Source organism: Gardnerella sp. DNF01141, from assembly GCF_049244255.1.
Lineage (GTDB): Bacteria > Actinomycetota > Actinomycetes > Actinomycetales > Bifidobacteriaceae > Bifidobacterium > Bifidobacterium vaginale_E.
The window spans coordinates 1,287,233-1,306,527 of sequence record NZ_CP058391.1; the positions used below are offsets into that span (position 1 = coordinate 1,287,233).

The following is a 19,295-nucleotide window of genomic DNA, read 5'->3' on the forward strand; positions in this document are numbered from 1 at the left end:
TGCGGTGCCGTGTTGGCGACGCAAAGCAGTGTAAAACAATGCAAAACAGGTGAAAACAATGAAGAGTATTTGGACGATTATGCTAAACGTTCTTGTTCGCATAGGTCAATTGACCCAGTGCGCAACTCGTGCGGCTAAACGTGCGACTCAGCATATGTGCCGTGTGGCTAAAAGTGTGACTAAGCGTTTGGCTAATCGTATAGCTAATTGTGTGCTTGAACTTTCAAGTAAACGTTCATCTAAACGCGAGTCTGTTTCTGCATATCGTGCGTTCAGCAGTTCTTTTGCCAGTGCTCTTAAAACTGTTCTTGTTTGTTTTCTTTCGGTAGCAATGTTGCTGCCTGTTTGCTTGAGTGCTGAAACAGCAGTTGCTTTGGATAGTACTAATAATTCCGCAAGTAATTCCGCAAAGTCTGATTCTAAAACTGATCAAAAGTTTGATTTCAGCAATCCAGGTTCTAATCCAGACTCATCTGAATCCACAGGCACAGACTTATCTTCCTACCAAGATTCTTCTTCCTCTCAGTCTTCTGCATTACAGAGTTTTGGCAATTCACAAGGATTTATGGATCCAAGAAATCCATTCTCTCGATCTTTTGACTCTTACTCAGGCTCTGGCACAAGTATGCCGTCTGCTTCGCCGTTCGGCTCCAAATCAAGATCGTCGATTTTTGAGCGCGCAGTCAAAGAAGCTCAAGCCAAAGCGCAAAACCGCGACGCAAATGACCGTGATTCTTACGAAGTGTATCGCCCTGGGTGCAACAAGGATTATGCTCGCGGCGCATGCATTACTACTGACGGCGACGGAGCTGGTTTGCGCGCTACGAACGGCCACGATTTGGATGTTAATAGTCTTGGCTACAACATGGAATCTGGCGACCAGTTTGATGGTGCAGCAACGAGGCCTCGCGGCCACTACGAGAACGGTCCTGTGCCTGAAGATCCTTCCAACACGGATCATTACGGCGCAACTTACTTCACTCCATACCCTAAGGGCACTTTTATTATGGGCCGTTTACGCAACATGGCTTTTAACCATAAGGGTTCCGGCGTTGACAGAATGAACTTGCCTATAGACGACACTGCAGATTTCGTGTTTGTAAAGCGTACTCCTAAGCTTTCCGGCGGCGGCTTCGTGTGGGATGTTATTTTTAACGCTGGCGGTCGTACTCAAGGCGCTGGTGCTGCTCTTGATTACTTTACGATTCCAAAAGGTCAGATTCTGGACAAGGGTAGCGAAGGCGGAAGGCAGTATATTCAGCGTGTTCTTTACAGCGGCAGGGAAGCTACTGCTTTGTATAAGAAGAAGCAAGGCAACAATAATCCTCCTCGCGAAACCTGCTCATTCTCGTGGGATAATCCTAACGGTTTATGCAGCATTAAAACCGATGGTAACGATTTTGATTCTGGAGACGACTTAGTTGCAGCTTGGAATAAGATGCGCGGCACTGACGACGGTAAGAATGGCAATTATTCTAGGATTCTTCCGGATGCTATAACAACTGATGATTTGAGTAGTACTGACGCTATTGGTTGGTGCCATGATGGCACAGGTTTGGACTGCATTAATTCCAGTAGCTATGGTGCTTTGGATGAAGGCGATCTTAAAGTTGTTCCTAAAGTTGAAGGAAGCTATAGCGGAGGATATAGTCCTGCTTATATTGCTCTCGTGCAAAATCTTTATAGATCTATAAAAGATGACACACAACGCGTATTTAGTTTTGTGAACAATATTAAGTCCGGCGAGATTGCTTATACGTATAAGATTCACTTCACTACTACAACTTCTACGAATAAAAACGACTCATATTGCTCTCGTAATAACGTGGGTGATGGCACGGGTTGCGAAAACTTTTCATTCTTCTACGCTGCAGGATCTTACTACGGTAAGAGAAAAAGCAGAGGTTTTTATGGTGCTACTGACCCGTTTGGTGTTACTAAAGCAAGTAAATATTCCATGACTAATTTTGGTCGTGACGCTAACTACTACATGTACACTGTAATGCATCAGCAGTGGTATGGTGCGCCGCGAATCATAGATATTCAGGCTCCTAGATACCACTTCCTTAAGGGTACTGGTTTAGGACCGTACAACAGTGACATCGGTAATTATCTTGAACACAGGCATATTTCATTCTCTAGTGTGTTGCTTGGAATAGTAAATAAGCCTTTGGGATCTTCAACTCTTATGAATGAGAATCAGGATATACGCTTATTGCCTGATTATTATTCTCCTAATAACGGCTATGCTCGAGGTAATCAGTGGTTCCGTAATCCTGGTGTAAACGACCATAATACGAAGGATTCAGAGCCTGGTAGACATAAGCTTGAGCTTAGATATAACGATAGAACGTATCACATGAGCGAAACTCAGGATTTGTGGTATAGGGTTATTACGCAAGCAGACGTGTTTAAGCCTTTGCAAACTGAGGAATATGACGAAAATAACAAGACTCCTAAGTATTATTCTTACGATCAGCCGCTTCCTAATCCTCTTATTATTGATGATCGTGATAATAATGCTGGGTTTGTGAATTTTGTTGGCAAACGTTCTGACTTGTATAAGCAGGTAATGGCTTTCGACCCTAACTTGTTCCCACCTGTTAATCAGGATGAGTATGGTTCAAGGAATAGGTATGGTTCCATAAAACAGAAGAAGGGTTCCAAGACAAACCCTTACCCGTTTGATGCTGGCTATTTGAATACTGATCCGGATGGAGATTCTAATACTCCGCTTAAGAATCTTGCTGTTTATAAAGCTGAGTGGACGGATAAGTGGGGTGATGAGCCTCGCTCGAATACTCTTCAGGATGCTGATTTAAGCGTTGCTGCTAAAGTGCCTATTGTCAGCGTTGTAAATCCTTGCGGCCATTCTAAGATTCTTGACGAATACAAGGATAAAATTAACGGTAAGTCTAGGTCTTCTGTTTCGTTTAGATCCGTAGATAGTGACGATGCTTCTGCTGTAAACAACGACCGTGCAGCTCTTGGTGAGGATCGTGAAGACAGCATGCCTGAATGCTGGCCTAAAGCGCAAAATGCTACTAAGCGTAATGTTTGGTTTGTAAGTAACGCTCCTAAGGCGGGTGATGATGGTAAGGCGTTGAAGCCTGGCGATCCTGTAAAGCAAGACTTGCAGGACAAAGTCTTGGCTAAAATAAACCGTCTTTACAGAACTTGGATGCGCAACAAGTATAGTGCTCAGCTGCAGGATGGCAAGAACCCTAAAGTTTTGCCAAATTATGTGTTTGTAAAGTACGTAAAGATTACGTTCTGGGATAATTCGACTACTGTTATACCGGTTGTATTCCCGTATGTTGATTACGAGAAGCCAACGTTGGATGTAAAAGTGAGTGTGAATAACGCAACTCCTGTTGATGTTCCAGCTGATGGTTTGAAGATTCCTGTCAATAGCAAAATTAAGTTCTGGGTTAAAGGTCATGACGATAAGAGGATTTTGCTTGGCGTAAAGCCGAAGGAAGCTACAGACTACTTTACTAACGATAAAAATAAGAGATTCTTTGATAGTAAAAAAGTCGTTGTGCGCAATGATTTCGATATGATTACTACTGCGCGTGACAGGAAGAATGATTGCAATAATCGCGGTTGCGGCGATTTTACTACTATAAGCTACGATCAATTCATTCATAAAAATGGTGAATTTGATAGTAAGACGGATCAAGTTGGCTGGGTTACTAACAGCAAAAATTCTAAAGATGATGGTTCTCCTACAGTATTAGTGGGCGATCAGAATAGAAATCACGGTGTGCATGATTTGATATTCCATGGTTGGGATGCTGCAGGTAATTCCGTAATAAAGAAAATTAAGCTGATTATTGTATCTCCTGGTTATGGTTTGCCAAACGTTTGGTGGGATAAGAAGCCGAATGGACATTATGTTGGGCGAGTGAATCCTTGGGATGAAGATAAGCGCGTGCGTTCAATTATGGTACGCATTTGGGCGCGCGGTAAGGAAGCTCCTAAGAAGGATCATAATTACTCTAGTATGTGTCCAAAAGATGGCAGTTGCTACGGCATTGTTATTCAGCGAGATGGTAATAGGAAGACTGATCTTTGGCATCAGGTTAATACGTATAACCACAATAATGATGCTGCAAGCCCGAATGGGTATAGGTCTGCTGAAGATAGGTTTGCTTCAGAAGACAGAGATACGGCTGACGAAAAGGCTAAAGCTAACGATAAGAATAAAGCTGACGACAAAGCTAAAGCTGACGATAAGGCGGCTGGTGACAAAGCTAAATCTGAAAGCAAGAATGCTGACAACAAGACTAAAGCTGATAATGAAAAAACTGATAATGCCGAACCTGGGGAGAACTCTACCCAAAATCAGCAAAAGCCGCAAAATCAGCAGAAGTCAGAAAATAAGCAGCAGGAGCAGCAGACTAATAAGCCTCAAACTAGCAACAAGCCTGCTTCTTTGAAGATTTCAAAAGTGACTAAGAAGAATGCTAAGAAGCGCAATGTTCCTGGAAAGCGCGGAAGCGTAAAGCTTGCAGTGCTAAACGAAGGTGATTCTTCTAATAAAGAAACTCCGCAAAAATCTGAAGTAAATAAGAATGAAGTAAGTAACGGTAGGCAGAGTGATGCTACTAATACCGAAGAAAATGGTAGTGCAAGTAAGGATAGCAAAGATAATAAAGGCTCCAAAGACGCTAAAGACGCTGAGTCGAAAGATTCTAAGGGTCAGGATCGAGAGTCTGAAGACGAAGATCGTTCTACTACAAAATCTAACGATCAATGGCGTGAAGAATTTAGTAAGCGTATTATTACAGCAAATCTTGGAGACCATATCAAGGGCTGCACTGCTAACGGCGATGATAGTTGCGAAATAACTTTTGATCCTGTAACTGGAAATATTACGATTCCGGAATACTTTGCGGAAATTGGTTCAAGAATTTACGTAGACGCTTACTCTGTGCCGGAAAATAATCCAGATTGGCGTCAGGATAAACTTTGGAAGCTTATGGATCCAAGCAATTTCCAGGATCGCGAAGAGTCAGACCCGCTTCCACTCGATATCGCGTGGCCAAACGGCTTAGTGCAAGTGAACCCGTTTGAGCTTAATAATAACGAAATTGTTGCAATGCTTTCTTGGATGAGGCACGATAAGCGAAACGAGCGAATCTTTGGCTACCGCAAGGAAGAAATTGGCGTTAAAGGTGAAGATAAGTACGATACTTATGACCAGTACGATAATGGTTTTAATCCTGCAAAAACTACTCAAGCAAAGTATGCTTATGGTGAAGATAAGCATCAATACTCATGCGCTACTGAGAAGGATCAGCAGTGGAAGCTGTGCTTAGATGGCGTTACTGGTATTGGCAAGCTAGGCGAGAATCTTAGAGAAATGCAGCACGCTATAAAGAAGCTTTCTTTCAAAAAGTTGGAAGCTGATGACGAGACTACGCTTAACCCGATTGAGCATAAGGTGACGCGCTTCGTTGATATGCGCAAGGACTATACGTGGGGATTAGTCAATAACAACAAGAAAAGTGTTGACGGGCGAGATGACCCTGGATTTGACGGACCGCAAAACGGCTTGCATGGAAATCAAAAGTTTGGCACGCAATACTTTGTGTACAAGTGGAACATAAACTCATACCGCAAGGGCGGTAATGGTAAGGCGTTAAACCTTCAGGATGTGCTAAAGCTTGTAAAAGGTACGCCTAGTATCAATACGAAAGATGAAAATAATCCGCAGCCTTCGCTAACTCCTATGAGTGCGGCGGATAATAAGCAATTTGACGCATGGAATGGCGAATACCCTATGGTTGTCAAAGGTGGCTTAAGTTACGCTGTGCACGACAGTACATGCGCTGCGTCTATTAATGCTAATAATGGTGTTGCGCAAAAAGGTAAGTGCCAGTGGCGAAATAAGCTTAATTTAGTTAAGTACACGCCTAATGAATTTATTATGGATCGTTCTTCATTCTCTTACGACGCTTCTGTAAATATGAAGGACGGAAGTGAAGTACATATTACAGGTAAGCTTATTAAAAATAAGAGTAGTCAACATGCTGGTGAAGATGAGTATGTTAGTGAATATGCTATTCACAAGGACTTCCTTATGCCTGGTGGTGAAGATCTGAACGGTCAAGCAGACGGTGAAAATATTGGCGACATTATAACTAAGAATATTGATGTCGACACTATTAACGACTACGACGCGTACGGTGAAGGTACTTCAAAGCCTGTGGGATACGCAAATAACAGGCCGTTCACGCATGCGCAACTTTATGTGAATAATGGTAATGTTACGAACGACCTTCTGCTTCGTGAGCCTGGTAAGACGCCAGATAACACAACGAACGTAATAAACGTGTGGTTTATGCCGGTTGATAATGAGAAGCCGACTATTAGTGCGAAGAGTATTGATAGTAATGGCAATCCATGGGATATTCACGGAAAATGCATGGTTAATGGTGATGTGAATCACTGCGATGTGAATAAAGATAATCTTGTTATCTTGGATAAGAAAGCTTATGTACGTGGCACTAAAGCTTGGTATGAAGCTGATAATGGCACAATGAATTTGCCTTCAGCATTAAAGTTGGATGATGATTTCAATGCGTATGAACCTGGTAAAGGTGAACAGCATAATGAAGGTGGACTACGTGTTACTTTGTATCCGAATAGTATAAACAGTAAAGTGCTGCTTAATAATCTGAATGTGTATATTCAAGCGAATAATATTCAGGATTCTAGTGGTAAAACTTCTAGTCCGATGGTGAAGTTTGTTAGTAACGGCGTTACAAATAAACATTTGATTAGAAGGTTTATTGAAAAATACAGAAGCACGGATTTGGAAAATCCAAGTGTTAATAAGCAAACTGTATTTACAATGTATGCTGAAACTACGGATAGTGCCGGAAAGCAAAGTGCTAGAACTGTTGTTGGATGCTTTAAGGCGATGTGGACAGACATGGTGAAACCATCTGTTGTTGCGTACGATGGTAAAAGCGATGAATTTGCAAAGTACGATAGCTGGCTTAGCAAAGATGGTTCTTCACAAAACCGCGATTATAAAGTTGTAGTTAAATCAGGCTATGGAGCTAAAAGAATGGTAGTTTACTATCATCCTGCTTCAGAGCTTGAGAAACCTGTTGCTATTAATGGTCTTTTTGGCTCTGCTGCAAACTCAAATGAGACTAACTTGGAAACCAGCATTGGTCAAACAATTTCCGTGTGCTGGGTAGAACGTGGAGTGCTAAGACGTGGTAAGTGGGAAGTATGTGCTGGCACTTCCAAGCCGAATGAAGTAAAATTTGAGCAAGATAAAGATGGTAATGCTGTTATAACATTCCCTAGCGGTTTCTTAGCTCCAGGAAGCGTGGTTCGAGCACGCAGCCGTCTTGAAGTTGGCCCATGGACGTATATGCCTGGTGTTAGAAGCCCTGAAGATCTTTCCGATGACTCGCGTAATAGAGACAGAAATAAGACTGCAAGAAGCGCTGGTAGTAGCAGAAGTGCTGGAAATGCGCGTGCTGCAAAAGGTAGAAACGCTGACAAAGACGACGCTAGTTCAGAAGATACTCTTGACGTGCTGCCAATGGCTTACGCAAAAGAAAAGCCTAGCGAAGTATGCCGTCCGGATTACTTGAGCGCAGACAACTGGTCTGGTTTGAAGAAGCCGTCCGACTGCGTGTACTTCGGTGTTACTATGAAGCGTCAAATAGTGCAAATACACCCAATGCTTCTAAGTGGTCGCGAGGAGCGCGCAATACGAATGGATTTGCGCAGCGAAAACAACTTTGCAGGCGAACCAAAGAAGGGAATTTGGCTTCAAAACGATAGTGAAATCGTTACGGATGAGGATCCAAGGCTTGAGCCTGGTAAAACGATGGTGACTTTTAGGAAGTATGACTACAATGCTATGGACGGTGACCATAAGCCTTTGAATCTGCCTGATTATGGTAGCCGCAAAGTAGGAAATATACAAGACGTGGCTGTTATGACTAGAGGCTGGAGAAGCCGCGTGCTTGTGCCAAATCCGCGAGAAAATAAGATTACGCGATTTGTGCGATTGCGCGCACCTGAAAACGTAGATAGTGAACATGGTGGCGATAGTAAGGGTGCTGCAGACTACTTAGCTGATGCGCCTACTAGCTTCGAAGAAACTAAGGGTGATAAGGCTCTGCGCGTAGCTGGGCGTCCGTATGATCCAGGATTTGTTCTTTCGAAAGATAAGAAGTCTCTTCTGTATCTGTATAATGCTTCAACTAAGCACAACTTTACGCTTAATGATTTGCAATCTGCGTTGAAACTTAAGCGTAACAGTAGTTTGCATCCAGAAAAAGAGTGTGGAACGTATGTTGATGGAAGTCAATGGGCGTTTGATGATTGCCAGCCATCCTTGCTGCCAGAAGTAAGAGGTAGCGATAAGGTTGATGGCGAGCACGGTCGAAACGGCTTCAGTTTTGATGGGAGTACACACTTCTATACGTATAATCCGTCTGAAGACCATAGGTCTGGTGTTAATGGAGCTGCTAACGTTTCTGCTAACGGTGCTGATAACGACAATGGTGGTGCTGCTAAAGAAACTTGGTATGTAAACGTCATAGATATGATTTCAAAAGGCGGTACCGGCGGTGGATATTCTATTCCTAATAGCTCTGGCGTAACGTCTGAGAGTAGTAATACTGGTCTTTCGCTTACCGACTTTGCTGGTGTTGGCGCATGGGGTAGGTCTGGCAGTATTGGATCTAACTTAATTAGTCATAAGATTTTCGAAAATCCAGATAATCGTTTGTCGGTTATTATGACATATGGCGATAGCTGGGTTGGTAATACTCATACAACGCGAGGTAAAGAAGGCGGCTGGAATAATGATGCCAATTACGAATTCGTAATGCCTGTGTATCTGATTCCTGTAGATAATGAGAAGCCGACCGTTGCAGCAACTGGAGGATCGCTTCTAAGTGGGCACACGAATGCTAATAATCCTTACGTTGTAACAATGGAAGAAAAGGACTACTCTAAGCTCACTGTTAAGGGTGATCCTGTGGAATACACGGACGGAAAAGTTTCGAAGTCTCAAAGCAAGGAGAGTGGAAAGACTCTGTTTGCGGATGTTCACGACGATTACGATAGTTTCGGTGATCTCAGCAACCTTAGCCTGGTTGCATGCAAAGTCAAGAAGGCTGGCGGCGCAACTGATTTTGGCACTTGCACGTCAATAATGGGCAAAGATGGCTCCGTGGATACTACGGCGTTCAAGAAGCTAAAAACTGACGGTGGTGGAGTTGAGTACGCTTTGTACGGACGTGCAAAAGATAAGTCCAGTAATGAGAGTGAAGGCTTTGGTGACAACAATAACGTAGGTCACTTAGTTGGATACTTTAGCTTCGGATACTTGGTGCGTCCGGTTGCTCTGCCTTACAGCGGCGGTCAGGCTGCAATATGGTTCAGCTTCATGTTCGGAGTGCTGTTGGCGCTGTTCTTGGCATCCGGCGCGTTCGGAAGACGCGGATGGCTCAGCTCAGTGCTTAGTGGCAACGGATTCGGTGCTCTTACCGACAGCAAGCACTGCGATGCTTCGGCTGAGGCACTTCGAAGCGGAAAGCTGTTCTTCAAACTCAAGTCAAAGTTCAAGTGGCCTAGGCTGTGATGCGCGACGATTTGCCTGAGCGCTGCGATTTAGCGCGCGAAGGCAATTCGGAGCGCCGAGCTTGCTCAAGGTTGAAAGCACGGGGTGCTTTCAACGCAAGCTCAGTAGCGAGCGCGTTACCCGCGCGAGCGTTCCTTCGTCGCTTTATTCTTAAGCGTTGTTAACGATACGCTCGCGTTTTATTACGCTCGCTTGCGAAACTCGCGTTGGAAGTCCACTGGACTTCCAACTTAAGCGAGTTTCCGCATTGAAGTGCATACGCGCGCTACGCTTTAAGCGCTCCGGCAAGTCAATGCGCGCATATAATAAAAGTATGACGCAAGTATCAGGTAAACAACACGACTCGCAATATACGCAATCGCTTCCGCAATCGCATACGCAGCAATCAAATCCAATCATCCCGCGCGTTTTAAGCGTGGCCGGCACAGACCCAACAGGCGGAGCCGGAATACAAGCGGATCTCAAATCAATCATGGCTGCAGGCGGCTACGGCATGTGTATACCAACTAATCTGGTTGCGCAAAACACGTGCGAAGTGCGCGAAGTGTTTACGCCGCCGGTCAGCTTTTTCCGCACTCAACTTTCGTGCGTGTACGACGATGTTACGGTTGATGCGCTAAAAATAGGTATGCTTGGCTGCGCTGAATATATTGAGTCTATGCGCGATTGGATGCGTGATAATCCGGTTCCTGTAAGCGTGCTAGATCCTGTGATGATATCGACTTCCGGTAAGCGTTTGCTTGAGGAGAGTGCCGAAAAAGTGATGCGCAAGTTTATAAGCTGCGTTGATGTTGTAACGCCAAACGTGCCGGAATTGGCGGCTTTGTGTAAGTTGCCAGTTGCGGAAAACTTTGAGGAAGCTTGCGATCAGGCGCGTAAGTTGGCTGCAAAAAATAGCGTTGTTGTGATTGTAAAAGGTGGGCACTTAACCGGCGAAGACGTTGGAAATACTGCGGTTTTTCCGGATGGATACGCGCAACACGTAACAAGCGAGCGTGTTGAAACAAGCACAACTCACGGAACTGGCTGCTCGCTTTCTTCCGCACTTGCTACGAAAATTGGGCTTGCTTTGCGCGAGGGAAAGAATTTGAGCGATCACGATACTGTGATGCGCGCTCTTAAATGGTCAACGGCGTGGCTTCGAGAGGCGATTGCGGCTGGAAGTGTGTTGCATGTTGGTCGCGGAAGTGAGGGCGGCGACGAGCGCGGGGGTGTGCGTGGGCATGGGTGCGGCCACGGGCCTGTGAACCACTCCGTGCGAATCTTGAAGCAAACTGTGTGAATGCAGCAAGCTGCGAATGCAAACTGCGTGAGTCTGTGTGAATGCGGGCTGTGCCTGTAAAAGCGCGCGATTCTTTCGCAATAATGCAAACCTTAAAGAAACCTGAGAAAAGTATTAAAAAGTTCTGGTTGCGGCGTGTCTTGTAACTTTTACACAAAATCAATATTAAAACCGTAAATATTTCGCCTTTTTAACAGAAAAACAGAAAATTTATCAAAAATTCTCTGCATTTGGGGGTATAAAAATTGAACACAGGTGTTGAGTTTTCTGAGAGTATGCTGTAAGTTATAACTCAGCTACCGGTGAAATCCCTAGTTCCACCGGTGCTAGCGGGAAACCGCAAATGGCAAATTTTTCTTCGTGTTCCTAGCACGAAGGAGAAGAAGAAAGGAAAATATTATGTTGAACAAGAAGGCTATCGCCGCACTCGCTGCTGGCGCCACCCTCGTTTCCGGTATGGCATTCGCCGCCCCAGCTTTCGCTGCTGAGGATTCTAAGAAGCCAACTGCTGAAGAATGCAAGGCTGCTCAAGGCAAGATTGATGAAGCTAAGGCTAATTTGCAGGATGCAAAGGATGATCTTGTTACTGCTAATGCTGCTAAGCGTCGTGCTCATGCTAAGCTTGACAAAGCTACAGGTCTTGTAAATGCTTATAAGACTGCTCTTCAGGCTTACAAAGATGCTAAAGCCGCTGAAAATGGTAAGGCTGATGCAGAATTAGCTGATGCTCAGGCCAAGACGGCACATGCAAAGGTTGATTTCGATAAGGCTGCTAAGGATGCAGAAGCTAATGATGATTTGAAGCTTGGTGCTGCTAAGGAAGTTACTGCTGCAACTGCTGATGATTACAAGGATAAGCTTACTGCTTTAGATACCAAGGATGCTGATACTGCTGCTCAGAAGGCTGAGGATGCAGTATCTGTAGCCCAGGATAAGCTTGATCTTGCTGAGATTCATTTTAAGAATCTTGGTTGCAAGGCTGAAACCCCTAAGGATCCTAAGGATCCAAAGGATCCAAAAGATCCAAAGGATCCACAGGGTGGCAAGGATGTTCAGCACACTCTCATCGACCAGGTTCGTTTCGCTAAGATGATGCTTGACGATGCTGATGACGCTTTGGCTCACGCAAAGGCAACTCTTAAGGATAAGACCGCTGCTTATTCTGCTGCTACTGCAGAACTTAAGGCTCGTGTCAACGATCTTGAAAACGCTAATTTGCGTCTTAACGCATTCTTGGCTTCTGGTGTAAACGATTCTGCTACCGAGACTCGTTTGCGTGACGCTGTGGCTCGCGCAGAAGCTCACGTAGCTCGTGCAACCGCTGCTTTTGCTAAGGCTAAGGCTGAGTATGAAGATGCTTTGACCAAGGCTTTTGCTGCAGTTGACGCTTACAACAAGGCTTTGGCTGAGTACAAGGCTGTTTACAACAAGGCTATTGCTAATGGTGTAAACCCAGCTTTGCTTCCACCAGTTGTAACTTCTGACCCATTGTCCAAGGACTTCCCACAGGTTCCAGGCGCTAAGGCTCTCTACGACGCTGCTTTGAGCGGCAAGTTCGGCCAGGAAGTTAAGAAGGTTCTTGAGGAAACTTCTGCCAAGAAGAACGATGCTAAGAAGGCTGATGCTAAGAAGTCTGCTGCTCCATTGGCTAAGACCGGTGCTGCTGTAGCTTTGGCTGCTGTTGCTGCTTCCGTGCTTGCTGGCATGGGTGCTGCTCTTCGCAAGATCCGCCACTAAGCTAGAGTCTGGTTCAGCACTGAATTAGTTGATTCGGCGTTGAACTAACTTAAGTAAACTTGTCGGAGGATAACTTCCTTCGGCAAGTATGCTAAGCTTTCGGGGACTGATTCGTCAGTCCCCATTTTTTATTGTCAAACCTACTTAACACAGCCATAATCCTGTGCGCGCGTAAGCGACATAAACTACTCGCGCCCGCGCTGTTTTGGTCGGATTTTCTTGCGTAGGCGGCATAAACTACTCACGCCCGTGCTGTTTTGGTTGGAATCTGCTGTAAAAGCGACATAAACTACTCACGCCCGCGCTGTGGATATATTAAGATATAAGAAAATCATTTTGCGTTAATAAAGAATGCTGGTATAAGTACTCTCGTCATTCTTTGTATAACAATTATTGTATGTATTCCCAATTTATGAGTTCTAATCCAAAACAAAGACGTGTGGTGCAAAACCAACGATTTCACACCACACGTCAAAGCATAATTAAACGGTGCAAATTAAAATAACTTACACCGTTTAACTTTTTTAATTATTCATCAGTCATGTATTAATGGCGGAACTTGCGGATCGCAACACCCAAGCCTGCAATAGCAGAAGCTGCAACAGCAAGCAAAGCTACAGCAGCACCAGTCTTAGGAAGCTTCTTGGTTTTAGTACCACAATTATTAGTGCACTTAGGAGCTGGCTTGGCTGGAGTGTCGAACTTACCAGACAAAGCTTCATCGTAAAGTGGGGTAGTTCCTGGCTCGTAAACTACAGTGCCCAAAGAATTCGTGTATGTGCGAGTCTTTGGACTTGCAACCAAAGCATCTGGAGCATCAGGAAGCTGAGCTGGAGCTGGAGCTGGAGCTGGAGCTGGAGCTGCAAAAGCTTCGGAACTTGTAGCAGAATCGTAGCTCACTGGATCAGAAGTATTCAATGGTGAAGTAGCATCAGCCATTGCTGGGGTTGCAAAAGCAAAACCAGAAATTAAAGTGACGCCAGCAGCGAATGCGGCAATGGTCTTTTTAGTCAACATTTGTAGACCTTCAATCTCTTTTATCTGATACCTGCGCAAAAGTTAGGGCTAACGCGTAGAAGTCAGATACCAATAATTAGAACCCAAAACTGGAATAGGACGGTCAAAAATTTAACCGAAGTAAACCTGTTTCAGGCCACAAAATTAGCCTACACCAATTCTTTGCAAATCAAAAGTTTTTCTAGAAAAATCACTAAATAAAAGATGTTTTGTAGCAATAAGATACTACTGACAGTGTTGGGATTGACTAAGAATGACATAAACTACTCGCGGATGAGTCGTTTTGGTCGGAATCTGCAGTAAAAGCGACCTAAACTACTCGCGCACGCGCTGTTTTGGTCGGTTTATGCCTGCGCACTCAAGTCCACAATCCACGTGCCGCGCGCGCCGGCCGCACGCAAAGCCGTGCTTACTTGCTCGGCTGCATCCTCGGTATCCGCCAACGCAATCACGCATCCGCCGCCACCGCCGCCAGTTAGCTTAGCGCCCAACGCACAGTGGTCGCGCGCAGTTCGCACCAACTCATCAAGCTGAGGCGTACTTATGCCCAAATCCGCTAAAATCCGGTGCGCTCGCGTCATCCTTGCACCCATATCTGCAGCGCGCCCCAACGCCAAATCTTCCGCCGCCTGATTCGCAATTGCCCCCAACTCATCCAGCTGATTTTTTACCGCATCCGGCTGCGCATCCATTCGCGAACGCAACGCATCAACCGTTACACGCGTCATACCTTTGTACCCAGAATCTGCCAAAATAAGCCATGCTCGCATGTTGATTTCCATGCGCGAAAACTCACCGCTGCTAAAACGCACAGGCCACGAAGCCGAAGTTGCAGTTGCGTCCAGACCCGACGGGCGTCCGTGAGCCACGCGCTCAGCAGATTGCGTCAGCTCAAAAATCTCATTTTCACTTGCACTAATTTTATAGTAGTCAAGAATTGCGCGGATTACAGCTCCAGCCGAAGCGGCAGACGAGCCGAGACCGCGCTCAGGCGGAAAATTAGACTCTGTTGCAACATGCAGTGAATCGCCGACGTGCCCCGCAAACTCGAGTGCCGCGTGAATTGCGGTGCGAACGCTGCTAAAACGAGGAGGAACTTTTGAAAGTTTGCCGTTAAAGTCGAGGCAGGAAAGCGTGATGCGCGAATCGGAATTTAGAGGGATGAAAGTTTCGTCACCCGATAGATCGCAGCCAGTCACCGTAGCTCGCATGCGCAAGTTTTTAAGCGGCAGAGCAATCGCAGAATACCCATAAACCACAGAATGCTCGCCGAAAAGAATCACCTTTGCGCAAGTTTCGCCGTAACCCGCGCGCGCACAATTTCCCGACGCGTCAGCATAACTTGACGTCGTCTTAGCGTTGATATTAAGCGCTTTTGACGGTTCGCGTTGCGTTTGCTGCACGGTTTTAAGTCTCCTTTGTATTCTTGCGATTTAATTTGTAATTTTTACAATTTAATTTGTAATTTTTACGATTTAACAATTGTTCTAATTTAGTCGCGTTGAAGTCAAAAAACTACGGTACGCGCCTTACGCTTACAACACATTCACATTTTGCGGCAGATTTTCAGATTTTTCGGAAGATTTTCAGATTTTGTGCGCGTTTTTGCGTGTTCGTTTGCGTGTTTGTTTGCGCGCGTGTGAGCTTTTGCGCCGGCAATTGCTAAAATAGATACTTAGTTGTGCCGCTTACCAGTCTTGTCGGCAGCGCCAATCAATTCGCAGCAAAGGAATCGCATGCAAAACGTTGAAATTCAGCCAAAAGTAACGTTTGACTCAAGTCTTGCTCCTAACTTTGCTGTAGCCAAAGCGAATGTGAATATTGCGCTGATTAAGTACTGGGGCAAGCGTGATGAACGGCTGATTTTGCCTTATACTTCCTCGCTTTCGCTCACTCTTTCGGATTTGTACGCAACTACTAGTGTGCATTTTGACGAAAGTCTTACTTCTGATTGCGTCACTTTGGACGAAGTTGAGCTGCCGACGGATGATTCCACGCGTCTTCGCGTAGTTGCTATGCTCAATTTGGTGCGCGAAAAGGCCGGAATTTCAACGAAAGCGAAAGTTGTTTCGCATAATCACGTGCCAATTGCGGCAGGTCTTGCTTCTAGCGCGTCCGGATCTGCTGCTCTTGCAGCTGCCGCATCTTATGCCGCCGGATTGAATTTGACTCCGCGCGAACTTTCTAGACTTGCTCGCCGAGGTTCTGGTTCGGCGTGTCGCTCGATTTTTGGCGGATTCGTGCTTTGGAATAAGGGCGAGGATGACGAAACGTCTTATGCGGAGCCGATTGCGGATTTGCTTGCTGAGACTGCTGATAAGCCGCTTTCCGATTCTATTTCCGCTTCTCTTTCCGCCCCAAAAAATTTGAATCCCGCAATGATTGTTGTCACGCTAGACCGCAGTAAAAAGCCTATTTCGAGCCGAACTGCCATGCGTCGAACTGTTGAAACTTCGCCCGCGTACATTCCTTGGGTTGAGCAGTCGAAGAAGGATCTTGCGCTCGCTCTTGATGCGATTCGCGTTGGTAGTATTGAGCAGCTGGGCGAGGTTATGGAGCAAAATTCGTTGGGAATGCACGAAACTATGCGTAAAGCCAATCCGCCTGTAAATTATTTGACAGATAAAACTTACGCTGTGTTAAATGCTGTGCGCTCTATGCGCGAGTGCGGATGGCCAGTTTGGGCCACGATGGATGCGGGGCCGAATGTGAAGGTGCTGACTGATGCAGGTTGTGCGGCGCGTGCGGCTGAGGAGTTGCGCGGGCGAGTGGCGGAATCTGCAAAATTTACGATTGCTTTACCAGGAGACGGCGTAAGCGTAAGTGTAAGTGCGAGTTTGAAACAGGCGGTGGAATTATGACTAAGGTGCGGGCGAGTGCTCCAGGAAAGCTTTATATTGCGGGAGAGTATGCGGTTGTTGATGGTTCGGCGGCGATTGTTGCTGCTGTGAATCGTTATGTAACCGTTACGGTTGATGATGAAAATTTGCCTACATTATCGTCGGAAAGTCGAAAATATTACGGCGTAATCGTATCTGAAAAAGAAAATTATAAGCCGACTTTTTGGACGCGCGCCTCTGACGGAAGTATCGAAATGCTAGGCGACGAAAAATACGCGTATGTGTTAGCCGCCATGCGTGTAATTGACTCTTATGCCGGCGAGTGCTTCGCGCCAAATATGGACCGAAAAAGCTACAATTTGCACATTTCCAGCGAACTTGACGACGCAGAATCAGGGCGAAAATACGGTCTTGGATCGTCTGCTGCAATAACTGTTGCAACCGTGCGCGCGCTGTGCAAATGGTATGGATTGAAGCCTGATGTGGCAACGATTTGCAAACTTTCGTTGATTGCGTCTTCGATGGTAAAGAGGTCCGGCAGCGGCGGCGATGTGGCCGCGAGCTCATGCTGCGGCTGGATTTTGTACCGCGCGTACGATCGAGAGTGGCTTGAGTTGGAGCTTGGCTTGATAAAATCCGGCGAATCTGATTTTAATAAATTATTGCGTAAAAAGTGGCCGCGACTGGAATTTAAACGAATAAATGTGCCAGAAACGCTAAAACTTTTGGTAGGCTGGACCGGTTCGCCAGCTTCTAGCGAGCAGTTAGTAAGTAGTGTAGAAAGTAGCGTAGTAAGTAGCGTAGAAAGTAGCGTTTCTTCCGAAATTGCGCACTCATTTACCTACCAAGATTTTTGCAATCAAAGCGAAGTTTGCGTGCAGAAATTGGCGAAATCGCTAGAAGAATCTTCTCTAGAAGAATCAGAATTAAATAATATTTCCGCTTGTTTTGCACAAAATCGCGAATTATTACAAAAATTAAGCGTACTTACCGGAACACTAATCGAAACGCCAAAACTTACGCAACTTATTGAAGACGCCATTTTGGCTGGAATTCCAGCGAAAACTAGCGGCGCTGGTGGGGGAGATTGCGCAATTGCGCTTACAACAATTTACGAAAAGAATCGGATTGAAAGTATGAAGTCAGCTTGGGAAAATCACGGAATTATGCCTTTAAATATTGAAGTTGCGCAAATTATTGATGACGGCGAAAATTCGGAAGCTTGCGTCGCTAAAGTGACCGAAAATCAGCCTTCTAAATCAATTCAGAATCGCAAAGACGCACATCTTGCCCTTGCGGATGCTCAGTATGATCCTCGCGCAAATTCCGGTTTTGACTCCGTGCGATTTATGCCGAATGCTTTGCCGCAGGTGGCGTTGGACGAAGTTGACTCTAGCGTGCGCGTTTTTGCGGAAGATGCAAGTTGCGCCTGCAGTACCTCCGCCAGTGCCTGCAGTACCTCTGCCAGCGACTGCAGTACCTCCATCAGCGCGGCCTTCCTTTGGCGCTCGCCGCTGTATATTAACGCAATGACCGGCGGAAGCGCCAACGCGCAAAAAATAAACGCACAACTCGCGCGAGTTGCTGCAAAAACCGGCGTGGCAATCGCAAGTGGATCGCTAAGCGCCGCACTTCAAAACGACGCTCTAGCCGGCACTTTTAGTGTGATTCGAAGCGAAAATCCACGCGGTTTTGTAATGGCGAACGTAAGTGCTGGCACGAGTGCAAACGATGCTATGCGCGCCGTTGATATGCTGCAGGCAAACGCGCTGCAGGTGCATTTGAACGCGGCTCAGGAGCTTGTGATGCCGGAAGGCGACCGCGATTTTCGAAATTGGCTTAAAAATATTGGGCAGATTGTGCGCTCGTGTGAAAGGGTGCGCGTGCCGGTTGTTGTGAAGGAAACTGGCTGCGGTATGACGGCTCGAGATGTTTTGCGTCTGCGCGATGTTGGCGTGCGCGCGGTTGATGTTTCTGGGCGCGGCGGCACGAATTTTGTGACGATTGAAAACGCTCGTCGCTCGCACGGCGGATACGATTATTTGGCGGATTGGGGGCTTACAACCGTTGAGTCGCTGATTGATATTCGAAAGTGCGAGGCGCTTAAAGCTAATCCTGTGGAAATTTTTGCTAGCGGCGGAGTTAGAACACCGCTTGATGTTGTGCGCGCGCTTGCGTTAGGGGCTTCTGCTGTTGGAGTTGCCGGCGAGTTTTTGCACACGCTTATGCACGAGGGCGAGGACGCACTTACGCAACAAATTTCAGATTGGCAGGAGCAGATTCGCGTTATTATGGCTCTTCTTGGGTGCAGGACTGTTGCGGACTTGCGAGATAAGACGGAGTTTGTGCATTCGGATTGTCTTGGTAAGTGATATACTTGTGTAGTTGTGCGTTCAGCGTGCTTATTTGTTTGTGCTATTTGCGTAGTCTATTTGAATACGTAATTTGCGCGGTAAGTGGCATGATTGAATGACGCAAGACTTGCAAGTCAAAGAAAATAGGGAGTCCATTATGGCAGCTCGTTGCGCATTATGTGGCAAGGGACCGCAGACCGGTTTCAGTGTTTCACATTCGCATATCCGCAATAAGCGCACCTTCCGCCCGAATCTTCAGCCGGTTCGCACCACTATTGATGGCGAAAATGTTCGTCTTCGCGTGTGCGTGAAATGCATTAAGGCTGGCAAGGTTCAGCGCGTTGAGGCGTGAATCGCGTATTGATTGCGTTTAAATTGTAAGGCCCTGAGCAGTGCTCGGGGCTTTTTTGTATTTGCGATTTTCCTCGCGTTTGGAG

8 protein-coding genes are annotated in these 19,295 nt (G+C 46.0%); 6 read left to right on the forward strand and 2 right to left on the reverse strand.

Going from position 1 to position 19,295, the window contains the following annotated elements:
- Positions 1-58 precede the first annotated feature (58 nt).
- The 3 genes from HXT35_RS05040 to HXT35_RS05050 all read left to right on the forward strand — a co-directional run bounded on the left by HXT35_RS05040 (position 59) and on the right by HXT35_RS05050 (position 12,647).
- A complete protein-coding gene (locus HXT35_RS05040; RefSeq protein WP_421787970.1) occupies positions 59-9,628 on the forward strand; it encodes a hypothetical protein in 9,570 nt (3,189 codons plus the stop codon).
- A gap of 313 nt (positions 9,629-9,941) precedes the next feature.
- A complete protein-coding gene (gene thiD, locus HXT35_RS05045) occupies positions 9,942-10,910 on the forward strand; it encodes a bifunctional hydroxymethylpyrimidine kinase/phosphomethylpyrimidine kinase (protein WP_032843619.1) in 969 nt (322 codons plus the stop codon).
- A 399-nt stretch (positions 10,911-11,309) separates the two neighbouring features.
- Positions 11,310-12,647, forward strand: a complete 1,338-nt coding sequence (locus HXT35_RS05050; RefSeq protein WP_004128928.1) for a hypothetical protein — start codon at positions 11,310-11,312, stop codon at positions 12,645-12,647.
- A gap of 546 nt (positions 12,648-13,193) precedes the next feature.
- Here HXT35_RS05050 and HXT35_RS05055 read toward each other — a convergent pair.
- Complete coding sequence (locus HXT35_RS05055; protein WP_004128925.1) at positions 13,194-13,664, reverse strand: hypothetical protein; 471 nt, start codon at positions 13,662-13,664, stop codon at positions 13,194-13,196.
- A 344-nt stretch (positions 13,665-14,008) separates the two neighbouring features.
- Complete coding sequence (gene mvk / locus HXT35_RS05060; protein WP_329503500.1) at positions 14,009-15,028, reverse strand: mevalonate kinase; 1,020 nt, start codon at positions 15,026-15,028, stop codon at positions 14,009-14,011.
- A gap of 372 nt (positions 15,029-15,400) precedes the next feature.
- Between mvk and mvaD the strand changes: the two genes are divergently transcribed.
- The 3 genes from mvaD to rpmB all read left to right on the forward strand — a co-directional run bounded on the left by mvaD (position 15,401) and on the right by rpmB (position 19,210).
- Positions 15,401-16,525, forward strand: coding sequence for a diphosphomevalonate decarboxylase (gene mvaD / locus HXT35_RS05065; protein ID WP_421777633.1), 1,125 nt, complete (start codon positions 15,401-15,403; stop codon positions 16,523-16,525).
- Positions 16,522-18,876 (forward strand): type 2 isopentenyl-diphosphate Delta-isomerase, encoded by a 2,355-nt coding sequence (gene fni, locus HXT35_RS05070; RefSeq protein ID WP_421787972.1) that lies wholly within the window; start codon positions 16,522-16,524, stop codon positions 18,874-18,876. The genes mvaD and fni overlap by 4 nt, the downstream gene beginning before the upstream one ends.
- Before the next feature lie 139 nt (positions 18,877-19,015).
- A complete protein-coding gene (rpmB, locus tag HXT35_RS05075; protein WP_004128912.1) occupies positions 19,016-19,210 on the forward strand; it encodes a 50S ribosomal protein L28 in 195 nt (64 codons plus the stop codon).
- Positions 19,211-19,295: the final 85 nt, after the last annotated feature.